The sequence below is a fragment of the Pseudomonas sp. KB_15 genome (genome assembly GCF_052114525.1).
Taxonomy (GTDB): Bacteria; Pseudomonadota; Gammaproteobacteria; order Pseudomonadales; family Pseudomonadaceae; genus Aquipseudomonas.
Genome location: NZ_JBFREX010000009.1, coordinates 89,830 through 111,450, shown reverse-complemented (window position 1 = coordinate 111,450; position 21,621 = coordinate 89,830). Strand labels below are relative to the sequence as shown.

The window sequence follows — 21,621 nt, the reverse complement described above, 5'->3', positions numbered from 1 at the left end:
TCGGATTGCGGCTTGCCCGCTAGAAAACCAAGGGCAAATACTGCACTGTGGGGCGCATTCGCTACAGGTCGTTTTTTATTTGTCAGGATGAGGCCAGGTCATGAGCAAGCTGCGCGTGGGGATCATTTTCGGGGGCCGTTCGGCGGAGCATGAGGTGTCGCTGCAGTCGGCGAAAAACATCGTCGATGCGCTGGATCGTTCACGCTTCGAGCCGGTGCTGATCGGCATCGACAAACAAGGCCACTGGCACCTCAACGACCCTTCCAGCTTTTTGCTGAATCAGGAAAACCCGGCGCTGATCGCCCTCAATCAATCCAATCGCGAACTGGCAGTGGTGCCGGGCAAGGCCAGCCAGCAACTGGTGGAAACTTCCAGCCAGGAGCTGCTCGGCCACGTCGATGTGATCTTCCCGATCGTCCACGGCACCCTCGGTGAAGACGGTTGCCTGCAGGGTTTGCTGCGCATGGCCGATCTGCCGTTTGTCGGCTCCGATGTGCTCGGTTCGGCCGTCTGCATGGACAAGGACGTCAGCAAGCGCCTGCTGCGCGATGCCGGCCTGGCCATGACGCCGTTCGTGACATTGACCCGCGCCACGGCGGCGCGTACCGGGTTTGCCGAGGTTCAGTCCCGGCTCGGTTTGCCGCTGTTCGTCAAACCGGCGAATCAGGGCTCTTCCGTGGGCGTGAGCAAAGTCACCGACGAGGCCGAATACACCTCGGCGGTGGAGCTGGCTTTGAGTTTCGATACTAAGGTGTTGGTCGAATCTGCCGTCAGCGGCCGCGAGATTGAATGCGCAGTGCTCGGCAATGAAGACGCCATCGCCAGTGGCTGCGGCGAGATCGTGGTGCGCAGCGGGTTCTATTCCTACGACAGCAAGTACATCGACGACACGGCTGCTGAAGTGGTGGTGCCGGCCAATATCAGCGTCGAGGCCAGCGAGCGCATTCGCGCCCTGGCCGTCGAAGCGTTCCAGATACTGGGCTGCTCCGGCCTGGCCCGCGTCGATGTGTTCCTGACCGACAGTGGGGAAGTGCTGATCAACGAAATCAATTCACTGCCCGGCTTCACCCGCATCAGCATGTACCCGAAACTGTGGCAGGCCACCGGCATGACCTACAGCGAACTGGTAACGCGACTGATCGAGCTGGCGCTGGAAAAGCACCACGTTCGGCAGGGGTTGAAGATCAGTCGATAAGTGAGCGGCTGATTTTCGCTTGCTCATAAACAAAGGGCCTACCAACCGGTAAGCCCTTTCTCATTCCTGCGTGCGACTCAATCCCCCAGCGCTTGCCCCTCACGCCGCGGGTCGGCACCTCCCGTGAGTGACGCTTTCCCCTGGGCGTCCTTCACCCGAACGATCGCCTGGGTGCCGCTGGTCATGTCGATTTCGCTCACGTTGTGCCCTTTGTCTTTCAGCGCCTGAATCAGCATCGGGCTGAACTGTCCCTGTTCCAGTTCGGTCGGGCCGTTGCGGCTGCCGAAGTTGGGCAGGTTGATGGCGGCTTGTGCATCGAGGTTCCAGTCGAGCAGGCCGATGGTGGATTTGGCCACGTATTCGATGATTTGCGAGCCGCCGGGGGAGCCGACGGTGGCGAGGAATTCGCCGCTCTCGCGGTCGAAGATCAGGGTCGGGGCCATGGATGAGCGCGGGCGTTTGCCGGGTTCGACGCGGTTGGCGACTTTCTGCCCGTTTTCCTCGGGGATGAACGAGAAGTCGGTCATCTCGTTGTTGAGCATGAAACCCTGAACCATGATGTGGGAGCCGAACGCCGACTCGATGGTGGTGGTCATCGACACGGCGCCGCCTGCGTCATCGACGGCCACCACTTGCGAGGTGGAAATCCGCAGCGGCGAACGGTCCGGCGCGTAGGCCACTTGAATCCCCGGCGGGGTGCCGGGTTTGGCCGTGCCCATGCTGCGTTCGCCGATCAGGGCGGCGTGGCTGGCCAGGTAAGCCGGTTCGACCAGACCCTTGACCGGCACGGGTACGAAGTCTGTATCGGCGACGTACTGAGCGCGGTCGGCGTAGGCCAGGCGTTCGGCTTCGGAGATCAGGTGCACGGCTTGCGGGTCGGGTTCGATGCCGGCCGGGGCCTTGGTCTTGACCGGTTTCAGCGGCGCCAGCGCCAAGCGTTTATCGCGAGTCTCCAGGGCCTGCAGCGTGCCGAGGATCTGCGCCACAGCGATCCCGCCTGACGAAGGTGGCGGCATACCGCAGACTTGCCAGCGCTTGTAGTCGGTACACAGTGGTGCGCGTTCCTTGGCCTGATAGTTGGCGAGGTCGCTCACGGACAAGCTGCCGGGGTTGGCGTGGCCCTGAACCCTGGCCGCGATTTCCTGGGCAACAGGGCCTTTGTACAAGGCATCCGGGCCTTCATGGGCGATGCGTTGGAACACGGCGGTCAGTGCCGGATTCTTCAAGTTTGTACCGACAGCTTTTGGGCTGCCATCGGCATTGCGAAAATAAGCCATCATTTCCGGGGAACGCTGCATGGACGAGTCCGCGGCGATCAACTGGTGCAGGCGTGGCGAAATGGCGAAGCCTTGTTCGGCGAGCTGGATGGCCGGTTCAAATAGCTGCGCCCAAGGCAGCCGCCCGTGTTTTTGATGGGCCAGTTCCAGGGCGCGCAAAACGCCGGGGGTACCCACCGAGCGACCACCGATTTGCGCCTGGGTGAACCCCATCGGTTGTCCGTTGGCTTGCAGGAAAAGTTTCTCGGTGGCGCCGGCCGGGGCGGTTTCACGGCCGTCGTAGGTGCGCACGGCTTTGCCATCCCAAAGTACGATCAATGCGCCGCCACCGATGCCCGAAGACTGTGGTTCTACCAGCGTCAACACCGCCTGCATTGCAATCGCGGCATCGATGGCAGAGCCGCCCCGGCGCAGCATTTCCCGTCCGGCTTCGGCCGCCAGCGGGTTGGCTGCTGCCGCCATGTATTTTTCGGCGTGTTGGGTGCGCAGGTCGGTGCGGAACCCGGAAGCGCTTTCCGGAGCGAGCGGTAATGTCGGCACCGAAGCGCTGTTGCACGCGGTCAGGGTCAAGGCGCTGGCGAGCAGAACCAGGGCTGGCAAGTGAAAGCGGCGTAAAGGGAAGTTTGAGAACACGTGGGAGTACTCCGTCCATTGGATCTACGATCAATGGACTTTATCGGCCGACCGGGAGGGACGCAAACCAGGTCCCACGGCACCGACGTTTTTGTCCTTCATCAATGGCAGGATTTTCTGTAGGGTCGTTGCCAACAGACAGGCCAGAAAATCAACAAGAGGCAGACATGCAAACCGAGTTTCCAGCCCAACCCGGCTATCGCACCCAGCGTGAACAGTTCCTGGCCGCCGCGACCACGGCAGGCGCAACGCTGACGGAATATCCACACCCGCTCAAAGGTCCGTTCGGCGAATCGCTGAGTACCGATGTGGCGGTGCTCGGTGATCCGGGCGCCAAGCGCCTGTTGATTGCGCTGAGCGGCACTCACGGGGTCGAAGGCTTCTATGGCTCGGGCTGCCAGATCAAATGGCTGCAGGAGTTAGGCAAGCGTTCCCTGCCAGCGGATGTCGCCGTGGTCATGATCCATGCCATCAACCCTTGGGGCATGGCGTGGTTGCGTCGGGTCAACGAAGACAACATCGACCTGAACCGCAATCACCTGGATTTCCAGCGACCGCTGCCAGACAACCAGGCCTACAACGCCCTGCACGAAATCTATGCCTGCCCGCAGTTGCACGGCCCCGCGCGAGATCGCGCCGATGCCATGCTCGACGAGCAGATTCGCCAGCACGGCTGGACGGCGGTGATGTCGATCGTCGAGGGCGGTCAGCATGCTCATCCCGACGGACTGTTTTTCGGCGGGCTGGCACCGAGCTGGTCGAACCGCACGCTRCACCGGATCCTGCAACAGCACGTGGCCCATGCCGAGGTCGCCATGTGCTTCGACTTGCACACTGGCGCTGGCGAGTATGGTCATCCGATGTTGCTGACGATTACCGAGGCAGTCTATCCGGCGCTGGCGGACGCGCAGGCGATTTACGGTCAGTGGCTCTACAGCCTGCAAACCGGCGCCGACACCGTCAGCGAAACCGGCGTGGCGGCAACGGCCACCGGCTACACCTCGCAGGCGTTGATCGATGCGCTGCCGCAGGTACGGTTGATGCCTTTCGTTATCGAGTGCGGGACGTATCCGGGGCCGGACGTTCATCGTCATCTGCGTGATGACCACTGGCTGCATCTGCACGGCAACCCGAGTGACGCCGTAGGGCGCGGGATCAAGTTGAATCTGCTGGAACAGTTCTATCCGGCTGACAGTGATTGGCAGGCGATGGTCTGGTTGCGCACGTGGCAGATCTGGGAGCGGGCGTTGTCCGCTTTGCCGACGGTGTAGGAGCAAGCTCGCTCCTACAGGGATAAAAAAACGAGGCATAAAAAAACGGCCTACCTTTCGGTAAGCCGTTTTTAGTACTTGGTGGCTACACAGGGACTTGAACCCCGGACCCCAGCATTATGAATGCTATGCTCTAACCAACTGAGCTATGTAGCCAAGTGGCGCGCATTATTCACCGGTAACGGGGATGCGTCAAGCACAAATCTAAAATATTTCTCTGCGCTTTCAACCGTTTATCACAATCCCTCCTCTGAGCAGCGGTGAAGGGCAGCGCTGGAACCAGCGACTGGCCTGTTCATAGGCGTGTGCCAATTGCAGGACAGCGAAGTCGGCCTGGTGTCTGCCGATGATTTGCAGGCCCATGGGCAGACCGTTCTGGTTGAATCCCACTTGCACGTTAGCCACCGGGCACCCGGACAAGGTGCCGGGAATCACCACCTCCATCCAGCGGTGATAGGTGTCCATGGTCACGCCTTCGATGGAGGCGGGCCACGGTTGAGTCTTATCGAACGCAAACACCTGAGCGCTGGGCAGCAACAGGTAGTCGTATTGTTCGAACAGCCTGGAGATCGCCCGATACCAGTCGCTGCGCGTCACCGAGGCAGCAAACACGTCGGTGGCCGAGAGTTTCAGGCCGTTTTCGACTTCCCAGCAGGCTTCCGGTTTCAACAGTGCACGTTTTTGCGGGTCGGCATAAGTCGCGCCCAACGAGCCGGCGACCATCCAGTGACGCAAGGTTCGCCAACTGCTCCACAGATTCTCTGGAGCGAATTCGGACTGTACGGGCTCGATATGGCAACCCAGGCTTTCGAAATCGGCAAAGGCCTTTTCGCACAACGAGAGGATGCCTTTTTCCATCGGCAGGTAACCGTTGAAGTCGCCGAGCCAGCCCAAGCGAGTGCCTTTGAAGTCCCGATCCAGCGGCGCCGCAAATGCGCTGCCGGACTCGGCGATGGACAGTGGCGCCCGCACATCGGCTCCGGCCAGCACCGACAACAGCAACGCCGCATCGCGCACGCTGCGCGCCATGGGGCCTTCGTAGCCGAGTTGGTCGATAAACAGGTCGGCACTGTCATCGAACGGCACGCGGCCCTGGGACGGACGGAAACCGAAGATGTTGTTGAAGGCGGCCGGGTTGCGCAGCGAGCCCATCATGTCGCTGCCATCGGCCACCGGCACCAGGTGCATGGCCAGTGCCGCCGCTGCGCCACCGCTGCTGCCGCCAGCGGTCTTGCTCGGGTCGTAGGCGCAGCCGGTCGCGCCGAACAGTGGGTTATAGCTTTGCGAGCCGAGGCCGAATTCCGGCGTATTGCTCTTGCCGATGATGATCGCGCCGGCGGCTTTGATCCGTTCGACCATGATGCCGTCGCGCTCGGGAATGAAGTCCTTGAACAGCGGCGAGCCGAAGGTGGTGCGGATGCCGCGGGTCAGGGACAGGTCCTTGATCGCGTGGGGCAGGCCGTGCATCCAGCCGCGATACTCGCCACGAGCCAGTTCGGCGTCGCGCTGATCGGCCTGGGCCAGCAGGTCTTCCGGCGCTTGCAGGCTCACCAGCGCGTTGACCTGCGGGTTGAAGCGTTCGATATGGGCAAGATAAGTCTGCATCACTTCCCGGCAGGAAACCTGGCGCAGGCGGATACGTTCGGCGAGTTCATGGGCCTGCAACAGGACCAGTTCGCTGATGTTGTTAGAAGTCATTGCAAGCGGCCTTTCAGACGGCTGGAAAAACGCCCCGTCATTGCGCCGGGGCGGCAGGGATCAACGCATCAGGTTGGTCCAGAGACGGTCGGCCAGGCGGATCGCGCCTTCGCCACAGGTCTTGCTGAACACCACCCGGGTGCCTTCGGGAATGTGCAGTTCCGGGGCGTCTTTCAGTCCGGCGTCGAGGAACGGTTCCACACCTTTGATCGGGCTCTGGTGCTTGAGGAAGTTCTGGGTCATTGCCGCATTTTCAGGCTGGCTGAGGAATGCGATGAAGGCCTTGGCGTTCGCCGAGTTCTTGCTGCCGGTCGGGATGACCATGTTGTCGACCCAGGCCAGCACGCCTTCTTTCGGGTACAGGTACTTCAGGCCCGGTTTCATCTCCCGGGCGCGCATCGACGAACCGCCCCAGAAGGTCGACATGTCGATTTCACCCGAGGCGAGGTTTTCGCGGATCGAGCCAGCCTTGGAGCTGTAGGTTTTGACGAACGGTTTCTGCGCCTTGAGCAGGGTCAAAATCTGCTGCATCTGTTTCGGGTCTTCGCTGCACAGCGGAATGTTCAGGTACAGGCTGGCCATGTCCACTACGTCGCTGACCGAGTCGAACATGTTGATCCGCCCTTGCAACTCGGCAGGCGGCTCGTAAAGCACCTTGTAGCTGTCGGCAGGGCCTTTGTAGCGCCCGGTGTCGAGCACCACGCTGGTGGTGCCCCAGATGAACGGCACGGAGTACGCGCCTTCCGGATCCCAGGTGGGTTTTTTCAGATTGTTGACGACGCCGGCGTAGTAGGGCTCGTTGACCGGGTCAAAGCGCTCCAGCAGTTTTTCCTTGATCAGGATCGGAATGAACTGGTGGGACGGGATCGCCACGTCGTAGCCGGCACCGCCCTGTTTCAACTTGGCCAGCAAGGTTTCGTTGGAATCGTAGGAGTCGACGGTGACTTCGATGCCTGTCTGCTTCTGGAATTTGGCGAGAATTTCCGGTGAAAAGTAACCGCTCCAGCTCACCACGTTGAGTTTTTCCGCGGCCTGAACGCTGCCGGCCATGGTCAGCGGCAAGGTCAGGAACAACGAAGTGCCGATGCTTTTAATCCACTTGCTCATGCTATTTCCCCACAGTACGTAGAAGGTTCAGGATTTCTTTTTGCCCAGCAGATAGGAAAGGGTGACGAACAGCACCGAGACGCCCAGGATCAGGGTCGACACAGCGTTGACGTCGGGTGTCACGCCCATGCGCAACAGGCCGAAGATGAAGATCGGCAAGGTCGTGGTGCCGGCCTGGGAGACCATCATCGAGATCACGAAGTTATCCAGCGACACGATGAAGGCGAGCATCAGCCCGGAGAAAATCCCCGGCATCAGCAGCGGCAGGGTGACCTTGCGGAAGGTCCGCCATGGGCCGGCATACAGGTCGGCCGAGGCTTGTTCCAGGGACAGGTCCATGTCGTTCAGGCGTGCCCGTATCGGCAGAAAGGCAAACGGAATACAGAACACCGTGTGAGCGATGATCAGGTTGCCGTAGCCCAGGGACAGACCGATGGTGGAGAACAGCGCGAGGGTGGCGACGCCGACCACGATTTCCGGCAGCACCAGGGGCAACATGATTGCGCCCATGGACAGTTGCAGACCCTTGAACTTCGCACCCCGTGAAGTGCCGAGGGCGGCGAGGGTGGCGATGGCCGTGGCGACCATGCTGGCGCAGACGGCGATCAACAGGCTGTTGCCGGCCGCCTGGCGCAGGGCCTGGTTGGCGAACGCCGCGCGATACCAGTCGAGGCTGAACCCGGTCCACACCGTTGCCGACTGGTTGGCGTTGAACGAGAACACCACCAGCACCACGATCGGCGCGTAGAGGTACAGGTAGAACAGGAGGCTGAAGCCGCCGAAGCCCGGGAAGTCCTGCACGCCCAGCGTATTGCGTTTGAACAGGCCGATCATCACGCACCTCCTTTGGCGATGCGCTGGCGCTCTGCACGCAAGGCATAAACCGTCAGAACCAACATCACCGCCGCCATCAGCACCAGCGACAGTGCTGCACCGAATGGCCAGTTCCGCGCATCGCTGAACTGCCGGAAGATCAGGTTGCCGAGCATCATTCGCGTCCCGCCGCCGAGCAATTCCGGGGCGATCATCGCGCCCAGGCAAGGCACGAATGTGAGGATGGCGCCGGCGAGAATTCCCGGTTTGGCGATCGGCAACACCACTTTGCGCAGGGTGCGCACACGGCCGGCGTAGAGGTCCTGAGCGGCCTCGAGCAAGCGGATGTCCATTTTTTCCAGGGTGGCGTAGATCGGCAGCACGACAAAGGGCGCGTAGGTGTAGACCAGCCCCAGCAGCACCGCGCCGTCGGTGTAGAGCAGTTGCAACGGCTGGTCGATGACCCCGAGGCCCATCAGGCTGTTATTGATCACCCCGGTGTTACGCAGCAGCAGAATCCAGGCGTAGGTGCGAATCAGCAGGTTGGCCCAGAACGGCACGGTGATCAGGAAGATTAGCAAGCCACGGCGATGAGCCGGTTGCATGGCCAGCCACACAGCCACCGGAAAACCGATCAACAGGGTGATGACGGTGGTCAGCCCGGCGATGCCGATCGAGCGCAGGGCAATGATCAGGTAGGAGTCGGCGAAGGCCAGGCTGTCGTCCAGTTGCCGTTCGAACAGCAGCGAGGTGTAGGCATCGCTGCTGAACACTTTGTTCACCCCGCCGTAGGGGTTGGCCTCCATCAGCGAGTAACCGATGACGATCAGGATCGGCACGATCAGAAACAGGCCGATGGCGATCAGCGCCGGGCTGACACCGAGAAAACTCTGGAAGGCCTGCCGACGTTCCAGTGTGTTGGCAATCGGTAAAGCGTGCATGGCAATTCCTCGTGCTCAATCGTGCAGGACGCTGGCGCTACCCTGGTCGAACAACAGACCGGCCTGGCTGCCGACGGCGAAGCGCTTGCTTTGGTCGACGCAGTTAGGCGTGCGCACGGTGAGGCGCGAACCATCGCTCAGGCTGACCTGGTATTGCAGGTCAGTGCCGAGGTAGATCTGCGCTTCGATCCGGCAAGGCAAAGCGCCTTCGGTATTGCCAGGCACCAGATGCAATCGTTCGGGGCGCACGGACAGCGCAACATTGGCGCCGACTCGCACATCGCTGCATGGCTGCGCAGGCAGCGGATGTCCGGACGGGCCGGCGAACCAGGCCAGGCCGTCTTCGACGCGGGTGACCGTACCTTCGATGAAGTTGGTTTCGCCGATGAAGTCCGCGACAAAGCGATTGCGCGGGCGTTCGTAGATGTCTTCCGGGCGACCGACCTGTTGCACTTCGCCTTCGGACAACACGGCGATGCGGTCGGACATGGTCAGTGCTTCTTCCTGGTCGTGGGTGACGAAGATGAAGGTGATCCCGGTTCGCGCCTGGATGGTTTTCAGCTCTTCGCGCATGGCCTGGCGCAGCTTGAGGTCCAGCGCCGAGAGCGGTTCGTCGAGCAGCAAGACTTTGGGATGCGGCGCCAGTGCACGAGCGAGGGCGACGCGCTGTTGCTGGCCGCCGGAGAGTTGCGCCGGCTTGCGGTTGGCGAAGCGTTCCATCTGCACCAGGGCGAGCATCTCGCGCACCCGTTCGGCCATTTGCGTTTTGTTCAGGACTTTGCCCATCGGGTGGGATTCAAGGCCGAAGGCCAGGTTCTCGGCGATGGTCATGTGCGGGAACAGCGCGTAATGCTGGAACACCGTGTTGACCGGGCGCTGGAAGGGCGGGCGGTCGGCGATGTTTTCGCCGTAGAGCAGAATCTCGCCTTCGGTGGGAAATTCGAACCCGGCGATCATCCGCAAGAGCGTGGTCTTGCCGCAGCCCGAAGGGCCGAGAAGGGTGAAGAATTCGTTGTCGCGAATGTCCAGGTCGATGCTTTTCAGTGCCACCGGACCGGTGCGTGGATCACCGTAGACTTTACGCACTGAGCGGATGGACACCGCCAGTGTTTGCAGCGAATGCAGGGCATTCATGCGTTACCTCCGATTCCCCCATCGTCCGCGAGTGCTGTAAACAGCTGAGCCATCGGACCATGGATATTATTTTTCTGGGCAGGATCGAGATTGCGTTCGGGTGTTGTAACCAGCTGTTTTTTTGTTCTGCTGTGGATCGATTATCAGCGAGGGGTTGCGGGGGCGAAACTTCAATTTTAACATAGGGGTTGTTAAAAAATTTAACAGCAAAAGGCGCCCGGAAACCATGCCTGACCACCGTTTGCCGCCGCTCAACGCGGTGCGTGCCTTTGATGCCGCGGCCCGGTTGGGCAGCTATGTCGAAGCCTCCAAAGCCCTGCACGTGACCCAGCCGGCCATCGGCCGTCACGTGAAGTTGCTGGAAGACTGGCTGGGCATCCAACTGTTCGAGCGCACCTCTCGCGGGGTCAACCTGACGGTGGCGGGGGAGAAGTATCACCGCAAGATCACCGCCGCTTTGCAGCTGATCATCGAAGCCGGAAAAGAGGCACAGCCCAAACACGCCGAGCGCTGGCTGCGCATCATGGTGGTGCCGGGGTTCGCCAAGCGCTGGCTGATGCCGCGAATCGAGGCCATGCGTCATCTGCGACCGGGTTTGAAGTTCGCCATCGAACCCAATTCGACCTTCACCGAAGTGGATGGCAAAAGCGCTGACCTGGGCATCGTCTACGGGGTGGATGGCCAATATGCCCACTCCCGCACCAGCCTGATTTGTCCTCGGGTGTTTCCGATCTGTTCCCCCGAATATCTGGCCAGCGTCGCGCCCATTGGCAGCCCCGCGGACCTGGTGAAACACAACCTGATTCACGTCGATGACGGCGAGTGGTGGAACCTGTGGTTCGCCGCCAATGACCTCGACATCCACCTCAATTCGGACATGCTCTACGTCAACAATGACCACGCATTATCGGTGGCCGAGAGCGGGCAGGGCATTGCGCTGGCCAACGAAGTGCTGGTGCGCGAAGAGCTCGATACAGGCAAGCTGGTGCGGGTGGTGGACGCGCAAGTGAAGCTGGAAAGCTATCGGGTGCTGACGCCGTCCGCCGAGCTCTCGGCGGACGTGGCGTGGTTTATCGATTGGCTCAAGACCGAGCTGGAGCAGGACTTCCCGGAAGCGGTCATCCACACCTGAGAAGCACTGCCGGACTCAACTCAAGCGGAAGCGCCCGGTGTTGTCGCTGAGTGCCTTGCTGCCGTGGCTCAAGGTGTCCGCTGCCTGGTTCACCGCACGGGCACCTTCGAGCAGACGCAGCGCCGCTTGATCGACCTGCTGGATATTGCCGCTGACCTCGTCGGCGGTACTGGCCTGTTCCTCCACCGCCGTGGCGATTTGCGCCAGGGTATCGGTGACACTCTGCACCGCACTGGCGATTTCCCCGAGGCGTTCACCGAGGCCGGTGACCGCTTGCGCATCGGACTCTGCCTGACTGCACGCGGCTTGCATCAGGCTGACGGCCTCATTCACGGTATTACGGAGGCTGTCGACCGTGCCGGCAATCTGCGCGGTCGACGATTGCGTGCGTTGCGACAGACTGCGCACTTCATCGGCCACCACTGCGAAGCCGCGCCCTTGCTCTCCCGCCCGGGCTGCCTCGATGGCGGCGTTGAGTGCCAGCAGGTTGGTCTGCTCGGCGACGCCGCGAATGGTGTCGACCACCAGTTGAATCTGCTGTCCCTGCTCGCTGACTCGGCCCAGTGCCGCCGCTGTCTCGTTCAGGCGTTGATTGAGTTGCTGGATGCTCGCGGTGGTGCGCAGGCTGTCTCGGCTGCTGTCGGCGGCAATGCGCCGGGTGTGCTGGGCGCTGCCGGACGCCTGTTCGCAACTGTGGGCCACCCCTTGCGAGGTGGCGGCCAATTGCGTCGCTGCCGCGGCAATCTGGCTGATCTGCAACTGCTGGGCTTCGACTTCGCCCAGAGCGTCGCTGGAGTGATGGTTGAGGGTTTGCACTGCGTTGCTCAGTTGCAGGGTTTCGTGATCCACCCCTTGCAGGCTGCTGCGCAGTTGCACCACGGCGACGTTCAGCGCGGTGCTGATGACTGCCAGTTCGTCCCGCCCCTGAACCGGCACCTGCAGACTCAGATTGCCGTCGCGCAAGGCTTCGGCCAGTACCGTGATGCCGCTGGCGCTACGGCGAATCGAAGCCTGCAAACAGATGAACAGATACAGCGCGGCCAGCAACAGGCAACCCAACACGGTGGCCACCACAGTGAACTGGCGGATCGCCGAGCCGTGGTAGTAATCCAGACGTTGATCCAGCGACACCAGCGACTGCTGGCGCAACGAAGCGAGGTCGGAGAGCAGCGCATCGAGACTGCGCTCGAAGTCATCCGGCTTGAGGTTGATGCTGCCGCCGAACACGCCGTCATCCAGCACCTTCAGGCCGGCGTCCAGGTGCTTGAGGCTGTCATGGTATTGCCCGGCCCAGGTTTGCAGGGCGCTGGGCAAGCGCGCTTCGAGCAAACCTGCGGTTTTAACCAACTGCTCACGGGCGTCGCCAATGCGGCTGCGCAAGTCGCGCAATTGCAGACGGCTTTGCAGGGTGAACTGTCCGGACACCACCGAAGCCTGTCCCACTGCCGCCAGGCGACCAACCCGTTCGATCAGGTCCGGCGCATGTTGAGTGGAGATTTGCGTCAGCAAATAAGTCTCCAGCCACGGCGCCAGTGTCAGACGATTGTCCATGGCGATCTGCTCGCGCAAGGCTTGCAGGGCGCTCAGGGCGTTGGTGAAGCGATCGTAGCCGTCCGGCCACCAGCCGACACTGCTCAGGCTTTTTGAGTCGAGTCCATCGAGGGCGGTTTGCAGGGCCTGGTAACGCGTCAGGCTTTCGCCCTCGGCGCCTTCTTTTTGCAGGGCATTGCCCAGCTCGGAAGTGGCCTGGCTGACGGCGGGCTGAACCGCATCGAAGGCGGCCATCGCAGCGAGTGTGGCTGGTGTTGGCTGGCGATTGGTTTCCGTCGCGCGCCACCGGGCGGCGCGATCACGCTGGGCGGCGAGCAGGTCATCCAGCGTATCAAGAGCCAGCAGTTGCCGCACCCCGGCGCGTTCGCCGGAGATCAGGCTGAGTTTGTCGCGATAGTCCTGGCCGATCATCCACAGGCTGCCCGCCAGCGGCAGGATAAACAGCAAAAACAACAGCTGGAATTTGCGTGCAAAACCAAAACGCCCCAGCAGTCCGATCCCCGGTGATAAAAAAGCCTGCATGCCCCATGACTCCTCTGGACACCACGCACCATTGGCGTGCGTCGAAGGTTGTTGCACCCCCGACTCGTGCCCTCTAAAAAGGCCCCGAAAGTTCACCCATGTCCGCTCTGTAGGCCGACTCTGTGGCGAAACTTCCCATTCTCGGCCTCCTTTGTAAGGGGGCCGCGTTCAAGCAGACAAGCAAGGCAAGATTCAGACCATGGCTTTGCGCTATCACTTTTCCCCGATGGAAATCGAGTTCGTTAGCTGGCTAAGGGGATGGCGCTGTCGCACCGAAAAATGGCACATTGACGCACCTGCCCGTTTGCACCCATCAGTTGTACGGAAAACCCCATGGCTATCAGCAACGCCCAGACCGGCTCAGTGCCGGCGTCCGCTACGCCCCAAAGCAGTCCCCTGGTGATGCGCATCATCGGCGCGGTGGCGCTGGCGCATTTGATCAACGACCTGATCCAGTCTGTGCTGCCGTCGATCTACCCGATGCTCAAGGCCAACTATGGCCTGACCTTCACCCAGGTCGGCCTGATCACCCTGACATTCCAGTTGACGGCCTCGCTGCTGCAGCCGTGGGTCGGTTACTACACCGACCGCCATCCCAAGCCGTGGTTGTTGCCGGCGGGTACGGTCTGCACCTTGGTCGGGATTCTGATGATGTCGGTGGTCGGCAGCTTTCCGTTGATTCTGCTGGCAGCGGGCTTGATCGGCATCGGTTCTTCGACCTTTCACCCGGAAGCTTCCCGCGTGGCGCGACTGGCTTCGGGTGGGCGCTTCGGGCTGGCGCAATCGACCTTCCAGGTCGGCGGCAACGCGGGCTCGGCGTTCGGCCCGTTGCTTGCGGCAGCGATCATCATTCCCTACGGCCAGGGGCACGTGGCGTGGTTCGGGCTGTTCGCGGTGTTTGCGCTGTTCGTGCTCTACCGGATCAGCCGCTGGTACGCCAACCACTTGAACCTGTTCAAGCTCAAGCAAGGTCAGGCGGCGACTCACGGCCTGTCCAAGGGCCGAGTGACCAGCGCGCTGGTGGTACTCGGGCTGCTGGTGTTCTCCAAGTACTTCTACATGTCCAGCCTCACCAGTTACTTCACGTTCTACCTGATCGAGAAATTCGACCTGTCGGTGGCCAGTTCGCAGTTGCACCTGTTCCTGTTTCTCGGCGCGGTCGCGGCGGGGACATTCTTTGGCGGGCCGATCGGCGACAGAATCGGGCGTAAGGCAGTTATCTGGTTCTCGATCCTCGGCGTTGCACCGTTCACCTTGCTGCTGCCCCATGTCGACCTGTTCTGGACCAGCATCCTCAGCGTGGTCATCGGCTTCATCCTCGCCTCGGCGTTCTCGGCCATCGTGGTGTACGCCCAGGAACTGGTGCCGGGCAATGTCGGGATGATCGCCGGGGTGTTCTTCGGTCTGATGTTCGGTTTCGGCGGGATCGGCGCGGCATTGCTGGGCCATCTGGCAGACATTCACGGCATCGAATACGTGTACTACCTGTGTTCGTTCCTGCCGTTGTTCGGGGTGTTGGCGATCTTTTTGCCGCGAACCAAAAAGGCCTGACTCGACACAAATCCCCTGTGGGAGCGAGCTTGCTCGCGATAGCGGTGTATCAGTCAACATCATCGTTGAATGTCATATCGTCATCGCGAGCAAGCCCGCTCCCACATGGGAATGTGGTGTGGCGGATGATTGTTTCAGGCATAAAAAAGCCGCGTATCAAACGCCGCTTTGTACCCGGTTTAGCGTCCGGTATTGAAGCTGCCTTCAATTGCCCGGCAATACCCAATCGCGGAAATATGATTCCGGCGGGGCTGATGCAGAGCGTGTAACACAATGCACATTGGAGGCTCTGTGGGATCTTCACGCAGATACTGCAAGGGCTTTTCGGGCTGGCTCAAACGAGTCGACCATGGAGTGCGAAAAGGTTCAGGCACTGCTGTTGCGGAAGCTGCCGGGTGTGATGCCGACTACTTTTTTGAAGGCCCGGGTCATGTGGCTTTGATCGAAGAAGCCGCAAGTGAATGACGCTTCTGCGAGACTGGACCCGGTGCGCAGCAGTTTTTGGACCTGGGCGATTCTTTTCTGGATTTGAAAGCTGTGGGGGGAGACGCCAACGCTTTTCTTGAATACCCGGATCAGGTAAAGAGGGTCAAGGTTCACCAGTTGCGCCAGTTCTTCCAGAGACAGATGTTTGTCAAACTCGTCTTCGAGCTTCCTCTTGATCTTTTGCACTGCATGCTGCTCAGCTGCACTGGCTGGTTCGATGGGCGCTCCGCTGCGCTCGAAGAGCTGCGTCACCAGATCCAGCAGGATAGTTTCCCGTTCAAGGCTGGAGGGGGATTTTTCAATGATTTGATGTTGATGCAAAAAGGTCCGGGCGAAGTCGGGGGCCTGGCTCAGAGCTGTTTGAAAAAGATGAATATGATCGTCTGAAAAACGCCCTTGAAACACCATCCGATTGACCCATTCGGGGTCGATATAGAGCATTCGATACATCCAGCCCTCATCATGGCCTGGCAAGCCGTCGTGGATCTCCCCGGGAGTAATGGTGACCACACTGCCAGCGACCCCCATGTAGTAACTGCCGCGATAAAAAAGTTTTTCAACACCGCCACTTATAACACCGATAGCATACCGGTCATGTGAATGTCGGCCAAAAGATTGAGTACTGTAACGCGCAGATAGAAACTCACAGTCGCCTTCGGGTATACGCCAGAATTGAACAAAGTCTTTGTCTTTTTGAGGGGCTTTGTTACGGCGATTCTCATCCATGAATTGTCCAGTTTTGTGCAATACGTATGGAAAAAAGGTCGCTAAATTTAGCACCTATTTCATAACACAAGCTAGGGGATGCGATGTCTACAAAATTGGTAGTTGGGGATTTTAATAAGTCTTCATGGTCATTTCGTGCGTGGCTGGTTCTTGTGGCAGCGGATGTTGCATTTGAAACCCTTCAGATCAAACTGGAACAAAGCGACACCCGCCAGCGCATTCTGGAGCTCTCGCCTTCCGGCAAGGTACCGGCGCTGCTGCTTGATGATGTCGTCATCAACGACAGCCTGGCCATCAGCGAATACATTGCCGACACCTATCCGGCCGCCAACCTTTGGCCCCAGGATTCACGGGTCAAGGCCCTGGCTCGAGCTGCTGCGGCAGAGATGCACTCCGGTTTCACCCACCTGCGCACGCAGATGTCGTTTGGCCTGAACACCGGTGACATCCCGGAAAGCCTGACCGCCGAGACCCGAGAGGAAATCATGCGGGTATTCGCTATCTGGAACCAGCTCCGTGAGGTGAGTGGTTCAACACAATTCCTCTGCGGTGACTTCGGCATTGTTGATGCGATGTTTGTTCCGGTAGTGTTCCGCTTCCGTCGTTATGGTATTGCCATCCCTGCACAACTGCAGGGCTATGTCGAAAATATTCTGGCTTATGCGCCGGTACAACAATGGTTGAAGTTGGCCGCGCAAGAAGTTTAAAGAGTTGTGTTGCTGCTAACTTTTAATGCCAGTTAAAAGTTAGTTGTTTTTTTGCACGTGGCAGAAAAGACCTTTGGGGCTTTTCTGCTTTGTCGAGTCTGATATTTGTTGCCCAGAGGGGAAGTTGTGAGTGCTCATAAAGTTAATGCCGGTCTTTATCAATGAGGTTTCTCATGTCGACTAACAACAATCGGGCAATCATTGAATTGACCATCGGTGGACTGATGCTCAGTCTGTCTGCTCTAGCCGTCGCTTTCGCCCATATCGGCGCGGGTGGCGCAGGGTTCTATCGGATGGTGTTCGCCTCGATCCTGTTCTTCCTGCTGCTCAAGGTGCGCAAAACACCGGTACTACTCAAAAGCGCCAAGGCGCAGCTGTACACCGCGTTGGCTGGGGTGTTTTTGGCCATTGACCTGGTGCTTTGGCACCAGAGCATCTATATCGTCGGCCCGGGCATCGGGTCGATCCTGACCAACTGTCAGGTGTTCTTCATGACCCTGCTGGGGTTGTACCTGTTGAAAGAAAAACCTTCGATCTACTTCCTGGTATCCATTACCTTGGCATTTGTCGGGCTCTATCTGTTGTTGCTACCCGAGATGACCAGTGCGGTAGGGATCAAGGGCGTGGTGTATGGCGTGCTCTCGGGGCTGGCGTATGCCATCTGCGTGTACTTCCTGAAGATCAACACCCAGTTGCCTGACGGCGGGGGTGACAAGATCGCACAGATGCTCAATTTGAGTCTTTGGGCGGCACTGGTTCTGCTGACATACGCGCTGGCAACCGGGGAGAGCTTGGCCATCGTGGACGGGCAAACCTTGCTGATGCTGATCATATACGGGGTACTGGTGCAGTTTGTCGGCTGGTTGCTGGTCAACCGTTCGATCGGAGCCATCAGCCTGGGGTTGGCCGGTCTGATCTTGTTGCTGGAACCGGTGATCACTTATTTCATCGATGTCACCTTTCTCGGCAAGACCAGCTCCACGCTACAGATTTGCGGTGCGCTGCTGACTATCTTTGCGGTTTATATCGGTTCAATCAAACCACCTGAGAAAGCGCACCCTTTACCCGAGGCGACCTGACAGTAGGTGTATCACGGCGGTATCGGTCAGCATGCCCTGATCTCCGAATTTCCGTCGTACCCGGTTTTTAAAACCGGCTTCAGGCGTCAATCAACAACCCGGATCACAATGGAGGAGGATGGTGATCCCAAGACGCAAAAATCCCCGTATCAGCGAGTGATTACGGGGATTTTCAGTCTATCGAGTTCCGTGTAAATCCACGGTCACCGTTACACGTTAAAGCGGAAGTGCATCACGTCGCCGTCTTTGACGATGTAATCCTTGCCTTCCAGGCGCCATTTACCGGCTTCCTTGGTACCGGCTTCGCCCTTGTACTGGATGAAGTCGTYGTAGGCGATCACTTCGGCGCGGATGAAGCCTTTTTCGAAGTCGGTGTGGATCACGCCAGCGGCTTGTGGTGCGGTGGCACCGACGCGGACGGTCCAGGCGCGGACTTCTTCGACACCGGCGGTGAAGTAGGTCTGCAGGTGCAGCATTTCGTAGCCAGCGCGGATCACGCGGTTCAGGCCAGGCTCTTCGAGGCCCAGGGCTTCGAGGAACATGTCTTTTTCTTCGCCGTCATCCAGTTCGGCGATTTCCGCTTCGATCTTGTTGCACACTGGTACAACCACGGCGCCTTCTTCTTCGGCGATGGCCTTGACCACGTCCAGGTGCGGGTTGTTGTCGAAACCGTCTTCAGCGACGTTAGCGATGTACATGACCGGTTTGGTGGTCAGCAGGTGGAAGCCCTTGATCACCGCTTTCTCGTCGGTGCCCATGTTCTTCATCAGGCTGCGCGCCGGCTTGCCTTCGGTGAAGTGAGCGATCAGTTGTTCCAGCAGGCCTTTCTGGACCACTGCATCCTTGTCACCGCCCTTGGCATTGCGCGCGACTTTCTGCAGTTGCTTCTCGCAGCTGTCGAGGTCGGCGAAGATCAGTTCCAGGTCGATGATTTCGATGTCGCGTTTCGGGTCGACGCTGTTGGAGACGTGAATCACGTTCTCGTCTTCGAAGCAGCGGACCACGTGGGCGATGGCATCGGTTTCACGGATGTTGGCCAGGAACTTGTTGCCCAGGCCTTCGCCTTTCGATGCGCCGGCTACCAGGCCAGCGATGTCGACGAATTCCATGGTGGTCGGCAGGATGCGCTTTGGATTGACGATGGCTGCCAGGGCATCCAGACGCGGATCCGGCATCGGCACGATACCGCTGTTCGGTTCGATGGTGCAGAAGGGGAAGTTCTCGGCCGCGATCCCGGATTTGGTCAGGGCGTTGAACAGGGTGGACTTGCCGACGTTAGGCAGACCGACGATGCCGCAATTGAATCCCATGGTGTTTTCCCCGAGGAGTGAGTCAGGCCTTCTGGCTGTGCAGGTTTTTCATCGCGCGGTTCCATTCCCCGGCGAGGATATCCGGCAGCACGCCGAGGGCAAAGTCGATGCTGGCATCGAGTTTTTCCTGTTCGGCGCGTGGCGCACGACCCAGGACGAAATTTGAAACCATACTGGCAACGCCCGGGTGGCCAATGCCAAGCCGCAAGCGATGAAAGGTATTCTGATTGCCCAGTTGCGCAATGATGTCGCGCAACCCGTTGTGACCGCCATGGCCGCCGCCCACTTTGAGCTTGGCAACGCCTGGAGGCAGGTCGAGTTCGTCATGCGCCACGAGGATTTCTTCAGGCTTGATGCGGAAGAAACCGGCGAGTGCCGCCACGGCCTGGCCGCTGCGGTTCATGTACGTGGTGGGAATCAGCAGACGAACATCCTGACCCTGATGCGAATAGCGCCCGGTCAGGCCGAAATATTTGCGGTCCGCCACAAGGTTCACACCTTGTGCGTTCGCGATGCGCTCAACAAAAAGGGCCCCTGCGTTATGCCGGGTCTGTTCGTATTCAGCGCCTGGATTTCCCAGGCCAACGATCAGTTTGATGGCAGTCACGATAGGGGCCCTTCATTGGAGTGGTGGATAACATCGCCGCAATCAGGGAGAGCGGCGAAAGTGGACGAAAATTGCTCATTTACCATGATGTAAACTCCGCGTTCTCGCCCGCTTTCTCGCTATGCTCTAGTCCGCGATGTTTCCGGTCACTCCGGCGTACAGAGTAAAATTACTCTGCAGCGCCTTCTGCAGCTTCTGGAGCAACACGTGGAGCGTGAACGTTGGCAACAGCCTTGTCATCGCCGTGTGCCAGGGCCACGAACTCAACGCCTTTAGGCGCCTTGAGGTCCGACAGGTGAATGATCGAACCGATTTCAGCGTTAGCCAGGTCSACTTCGATGAACTCAGGCAGATCTTTCGGCAGGCAGGAAACTTCGATCTCGGCAACAACGTGCGAGATTTCGCCGCCTTTCTTGGTCGGTGCTTCTTCGTTGATGAAGTGCACTGGAACGATAGCGGTCAGTTTCTGGCCAGCTACTACGCGTACGAAGTCAGCGTGCATCACGTGGCCTTTGGCCGGGTGACGCTGCAGGGCTTTGATCACGACGTTCTGCTTGGTCCCACCAACGTTCAGCTCGATGATGTGGCTGTAAGCCGCTTCGTTTTCGAGCAGTTTGGCAACTTCTTTGGCCAGCATGCTGATGGATTCAGGGGCTTTGTCGCCACCGTAAACTACAGCTGGAACCAGGCTTGCGAGACGACGCAGGCGGCGGCTCGCACCTTTCCCCAGGTCGGAACGCACTTCAGCATTCAGAGTAAAATCGTTCATGTTGTATCTCCAAAATAACCACATTCGCCCCAGCGTTTGCGACCAGCGCTAAAGGCGATATGGGCAAAAAAGCCCCGCCCCGACAGGAATGCCGGGGCGGGGCGCTTTTCGTCAACGAGACATTTCGAGAAGGGCAGGGCCCTTAGCGGAACATCGCGCTGATCGATTCTTCATTGCTGATGCGGCGGACCGCCTCGGCAACTACCGGTGCGATATCCAGTTGGCGGATACGCGAACAGGCTTGTGCTGCAGCGGACAGCGGAATGGTGTTAGTCACCACCAGCTCGTCCAGCATGGAATTTTCAATGTTTTCGATCGCCCGACCCGACAGCACAGGGTGCGTGCAGTAGGCGAAAACCTTGGCTGCGCCATGCTCTTTCAGGGCCTTGGCCGCGTGGCACAGGGTGCCTGCGGTATCGACCATGTCATCGACCAGAATACAGGTACGCCCTTCGACATCACCGATGATATGCATCACTTCAGAGTGATTGGCTTTCTCACGGCGTTTGTCGATGATCCCGAGATCCACGCCCAGGGATTTGGCAACGGCACGTGCACGCACGACGCCGCCAATGTCCRGGGACACGATCATCAGGTTTTCGAAGCGCTGATCTTCGATGTCATCCACCAGAACCGGGGAGCCGTAGATGTTATCTACCGGAATATCGAAGAAACCCTGGATTTGGTCAGCATGCAGATCAACCGTGAGAACACGGTCGATACCGACTACGGTAAGCATGTCAGCCACGACTTTCGCGCTGATAGCCACACGTGCGGAACGCGGACGGCGATCCTGACGGGCATAACCAAAGTAAGGAATAACAGCAGTGATACGAGTAGCCGAGGAGCGGCGGAAGGCATCAGCCATCACTACCAGTTCCATCAGGTTATCGTTGGTCGGAGCGCAAGTCGGCTGAATAATGAAGACGTCTTTACCGCGGACGTTTTCATTGATCTCGGCTGTAATTTCGCCGTCGGAAAATTTACCGACAGAGATGTCACCGAGAGGGATATGCAGCTGACGTACGACACGCCGAGCCAGATCGGGGTTAGCGTTCCCCGTAAAGACCATCATCTTGGACACGCGCAGTACCTGAAGGCTGAGGGTAACC

18 protein-coding genes and 1 tRNA gene are annotated in these 21,621 nt (G+C 59.4%); 6 read left to right on the top strand and 13 right to left on the bottom strand.

The window, feature by feature from the left end:
* The first annotated feature begins 100 nt into the window (after positions 1 to 100).
* Positions 101 to 1,195 (top strand): D-alanine--D-alanine ligase, encoded by a 1,095-nt coding sequence (gene ddlA / locus AB4Z35_RS11910; protein ID WP_442097174.1) that lies wholly within the window; start codon positions 101 to 103, stop codon positions 1,193 to 1,195.
* Between the two features lie 77 nt (positions 1,196 to 1,272).
* On the opposite strand, the gene ggt is transcribed toward ddlA, so the two are convergent.
* Positions 1,273 to 3,105, bottom strand: coding sequence for a gamma-glutamyltransferase (ggt, locus tag AB4Z35_RS11905; protein ID WP_442097172.1), 1,833 nt, complete (start codon positions 3,103 to 3,105; stop codon positions 1,273 to 1,275).
* A gap of 167 nt (positions 3,106 to 3,272) precedes the next feature.
* Here ggt and AB4Z35_RS11900 point away from each other — a divergent pair, with 167 nt between their 5' ends.
* Positions 3,273 to 4,376 (top strand): DUF2817 domain-containing protein, encoded by a 1,104-nt coding sequence (locus AB4Z35_RS11900; protein ID WP_442097170.1) that lies wholly within the window; start codon positions 3,273 to 3,275, stop codon positions 4,374 to 4,376.
* A 79-nt stretch (positions 4,377 to 4,455) separates the two neighbouring features.
* On the opposite strand, the gene AB4Z35_RS11895 is transcribed toward AB4Z35_RS11900, so the two are convergent.
* From AB4Z35_RS11895 to AB4Z35_RS11870, 6 genes are all read right to left on the bottom strand, one after another.
* Positions 4,456 to 4,532: transfer RNA gene (locus tag AB4Z35_RS11895), tRNA-Met, on the bottom strand.
* A gap of 69 nt (positions 4,533 to 4,601) precedes the next feature.
* On the bottom strand, positions 4,602 to 6,074 hold the full coding sequence (locus tag AB4Z35_RS11890; RefSeq protein WP_442097168.1) for an amidase: 1,473 nt from the start codon (positions 6,072 to 6,074) through the stop codon (positions 4,602 to 4,604).
* Between the two features lie 60 nt (positions 6,075 to 6,134).
* Positions 6,135 to 7,181, bottom strand: coding sequence for an ABC transporter substrate-binding protein (locus AB4Z35_RS11885; RefSeq protein ID WP_442097167.1), 1,047 nt, complete (start codon positions 7,179 to 7,181; stop codon positions 6,135 to 6,137).
* Between the two features lie 27 nt (positions 7,182 to 7,208).
* The gene (locus tag AB4Z35_RS11880; RefSeq protein WP_442097166.1) at positions 7,209 to 8,015 is read right to left on the bottom strand and encodes an ABC transporter permease; all 807 of its coding nucleotides are present in this window, start codon (positions 8,013 to 8,015) and stop codon (positions 7,209 to 7,211) included.
* Positions 8,015 to 8,935 (bottom strand): ABC transporter permease, encoded by a 921-nt coding sequence (locus AB4Z35_RS11875; protein ID WP_442097165.1) that lies wholly within the window; start codon positions 8,933 to 8,935, stop codon positions 8,015 to 8,017. Before AB4Z35_RS11875 ends, AB4Z35_RS11880 begins: the two co-directional genes overlap by 1 nt.
* Before the next feature lie 15 nt (positions 8,936 to 8,950).
* Entirely contained in the window at positions 8,951 to 10,069 is a 1,119-nt protein-coding gene (locus tag AB4Z35_RS11870; protein ID WP_442097164.1) for an ABC transporter ATP-binding protein, read from the bottom strand.
* A gap of 226 nt (positions 10,070 to 10,295) precedes the next feature.
* Between AB4Z35_RS11870 and AB4Z35_RS11865 the strand changes: the two genes are divergently transcribed.
* A complete protein-coding gene (locus tag AB4Z35_RS11865; protein ID WP_442097162.1) occupies positions 10,296 to 11,201 on the top strand; it encodes a LysR substrate-binding domain-containing protein in 906 nt (301 codons plus the stop codon).
* Positions 11,202 to 11,216: 15 nt separating this feature from the next.
* Here AB4Z35_RS11865 and AB4Z35_RS11860 read toward each other — a convergent pair whose 3' ends face one another.
* Positions 11,217 to 12,752, bottom strand: coding sequence for a methyl-accepting chemotaxis protein (locus AB4Z35_RS11860; RefSeq protein WP_442097190.1), 1,536 nt, complete (start codon positions 12,750 to 12,752; stop codon positions 11,217 to 11,219).
* An 855-nt stretch (positions 12,753 to 13,607) separates the two neighbouring features.
* Here AB4Z35_RS11860 and AB4Z35_RS11855 point away from each other — a divergent pair.
* Positions 13,608 to 14,825: an MFS transporter gene (locus AB4Z35_RS11855; RefSeq protein ID WP_007997122.1), complete on the top strand. Its 1,218-nt coding sequence runs from the start codon at positions 13,608 to 13,610 to the stop codon at positions 14,823 to 14,825.
* A gap of 366 nt (positions 14,826 to 15,191) precedes the next feature.
* On the opposite strand, the gene AB4Z35_RS11850 is transcribed toward AB4Z35_RS11855, so the two are convergent.
* Positions 15,192 to 16,037, bottom strand: coding sequence for a helix-turn-helix domain-containing protein (locus AB4Z35_RS11850; protein ID WP_442097161.1), 846 nt, complete (start codon positions 16,035 to 16,037; stop codon positions 15,192 to 15,194).
* 83 nt (positions 16,038 to 16,120) lie between these two features.
* On the opposite strand from AB4Z35_RS11850, the gene AB4Z35_RS11845 reads away from it, so the two are divergent.
* A complete protein-coding gene (locus tag AB4Z35_RS11845) occupies positions 16,121 to 16,744 on the top strand; it encodes a glutathione S-transferase family protein (protein ID WP_442097159.1) in 624 nt (207 codons plus the stop codon).
* Positions 16,745 to 16,917: 173 nt separating this feature from the next.
* The gene (locus AB4Z35_RS11840; RefSeq protein WP_442097158.1) at positions 16,918 to 17,823 is read left to right on the top strand and encodes a DMT family transporter; all 906 of its coding nucleotides are present in this window, start codon (positions 16,918 to 16,920) and stop codon (positions 17,821 to 17,823) included.
* Between the two features lie 209 nt (positions 17,824 to 18,032).
* Here AB4Z35_RS11840 and ychF read toward each other — a convergent pair whose 3' ends face one another.
* The 4 genes from ychF to AB4Z35_RS11820 all read right to left on the bottom strand — a co-directional run bounded on the left by ychF (position 18,033) and on the right by AB4Z35_RS11820 (position 21,593).
* Entirely contained in the window at positions 18,033 to 19,133 is a 1,101-nt protein-coding gene (ychF, locus tag AB4Z35_RS11835) for a redox-regulated ATPase YchF (RefSeq protein ID WP_442097157.1), read from the bottom strand.
* Between the two features lie 22 nt (positions 19,134 to 19,155).
* Positions 19,156 to 19,740 (bottom strand): aminoacyl-tRNA hydrolase, encoded by a 585-nt coding sequence (gene pth / locus AB4Z35_RS11830; protein ID WP_007973893.1) that lies wholly within the window; start codon positions 19,738 to 19,740, stop codon positions 19,156 to 19,158.
* A gap of 169 nt (positions 19,741 to 19,909) precedes the next feature.
* The gene (locus tag AB4Z35_RS11825; RefSeq protein ID WP_007973891.1) at positions 19,910 to 20,509 is read right to left on the bottom strand and encodes a 50S ribosomal protein L25/general stress protein Ctc; all 600 of its coding nucleotides are present in this window, start codon (positions 20,507 to 20,509) and stop codon (positions 19,910 to 19,912) included.
* A 142-nt stretch (positions 20,510 to 20,651) separates the two neighbouring features.
* Complete coding sequence (locus tag AB4Z35_RS11820; RefSeq protein ID WP_442097189.1) at positions 20,652 to 21,593, bottom strand: ribose-phosphate pyrophosphokinase; 942 nt, start codon at positions 21,591 to 21,593, stop codon at positions 20,652 to 20,654.
* Between the last annotated feature and the right edge of the window lie 28 nt (positions 21,594 to 21,621).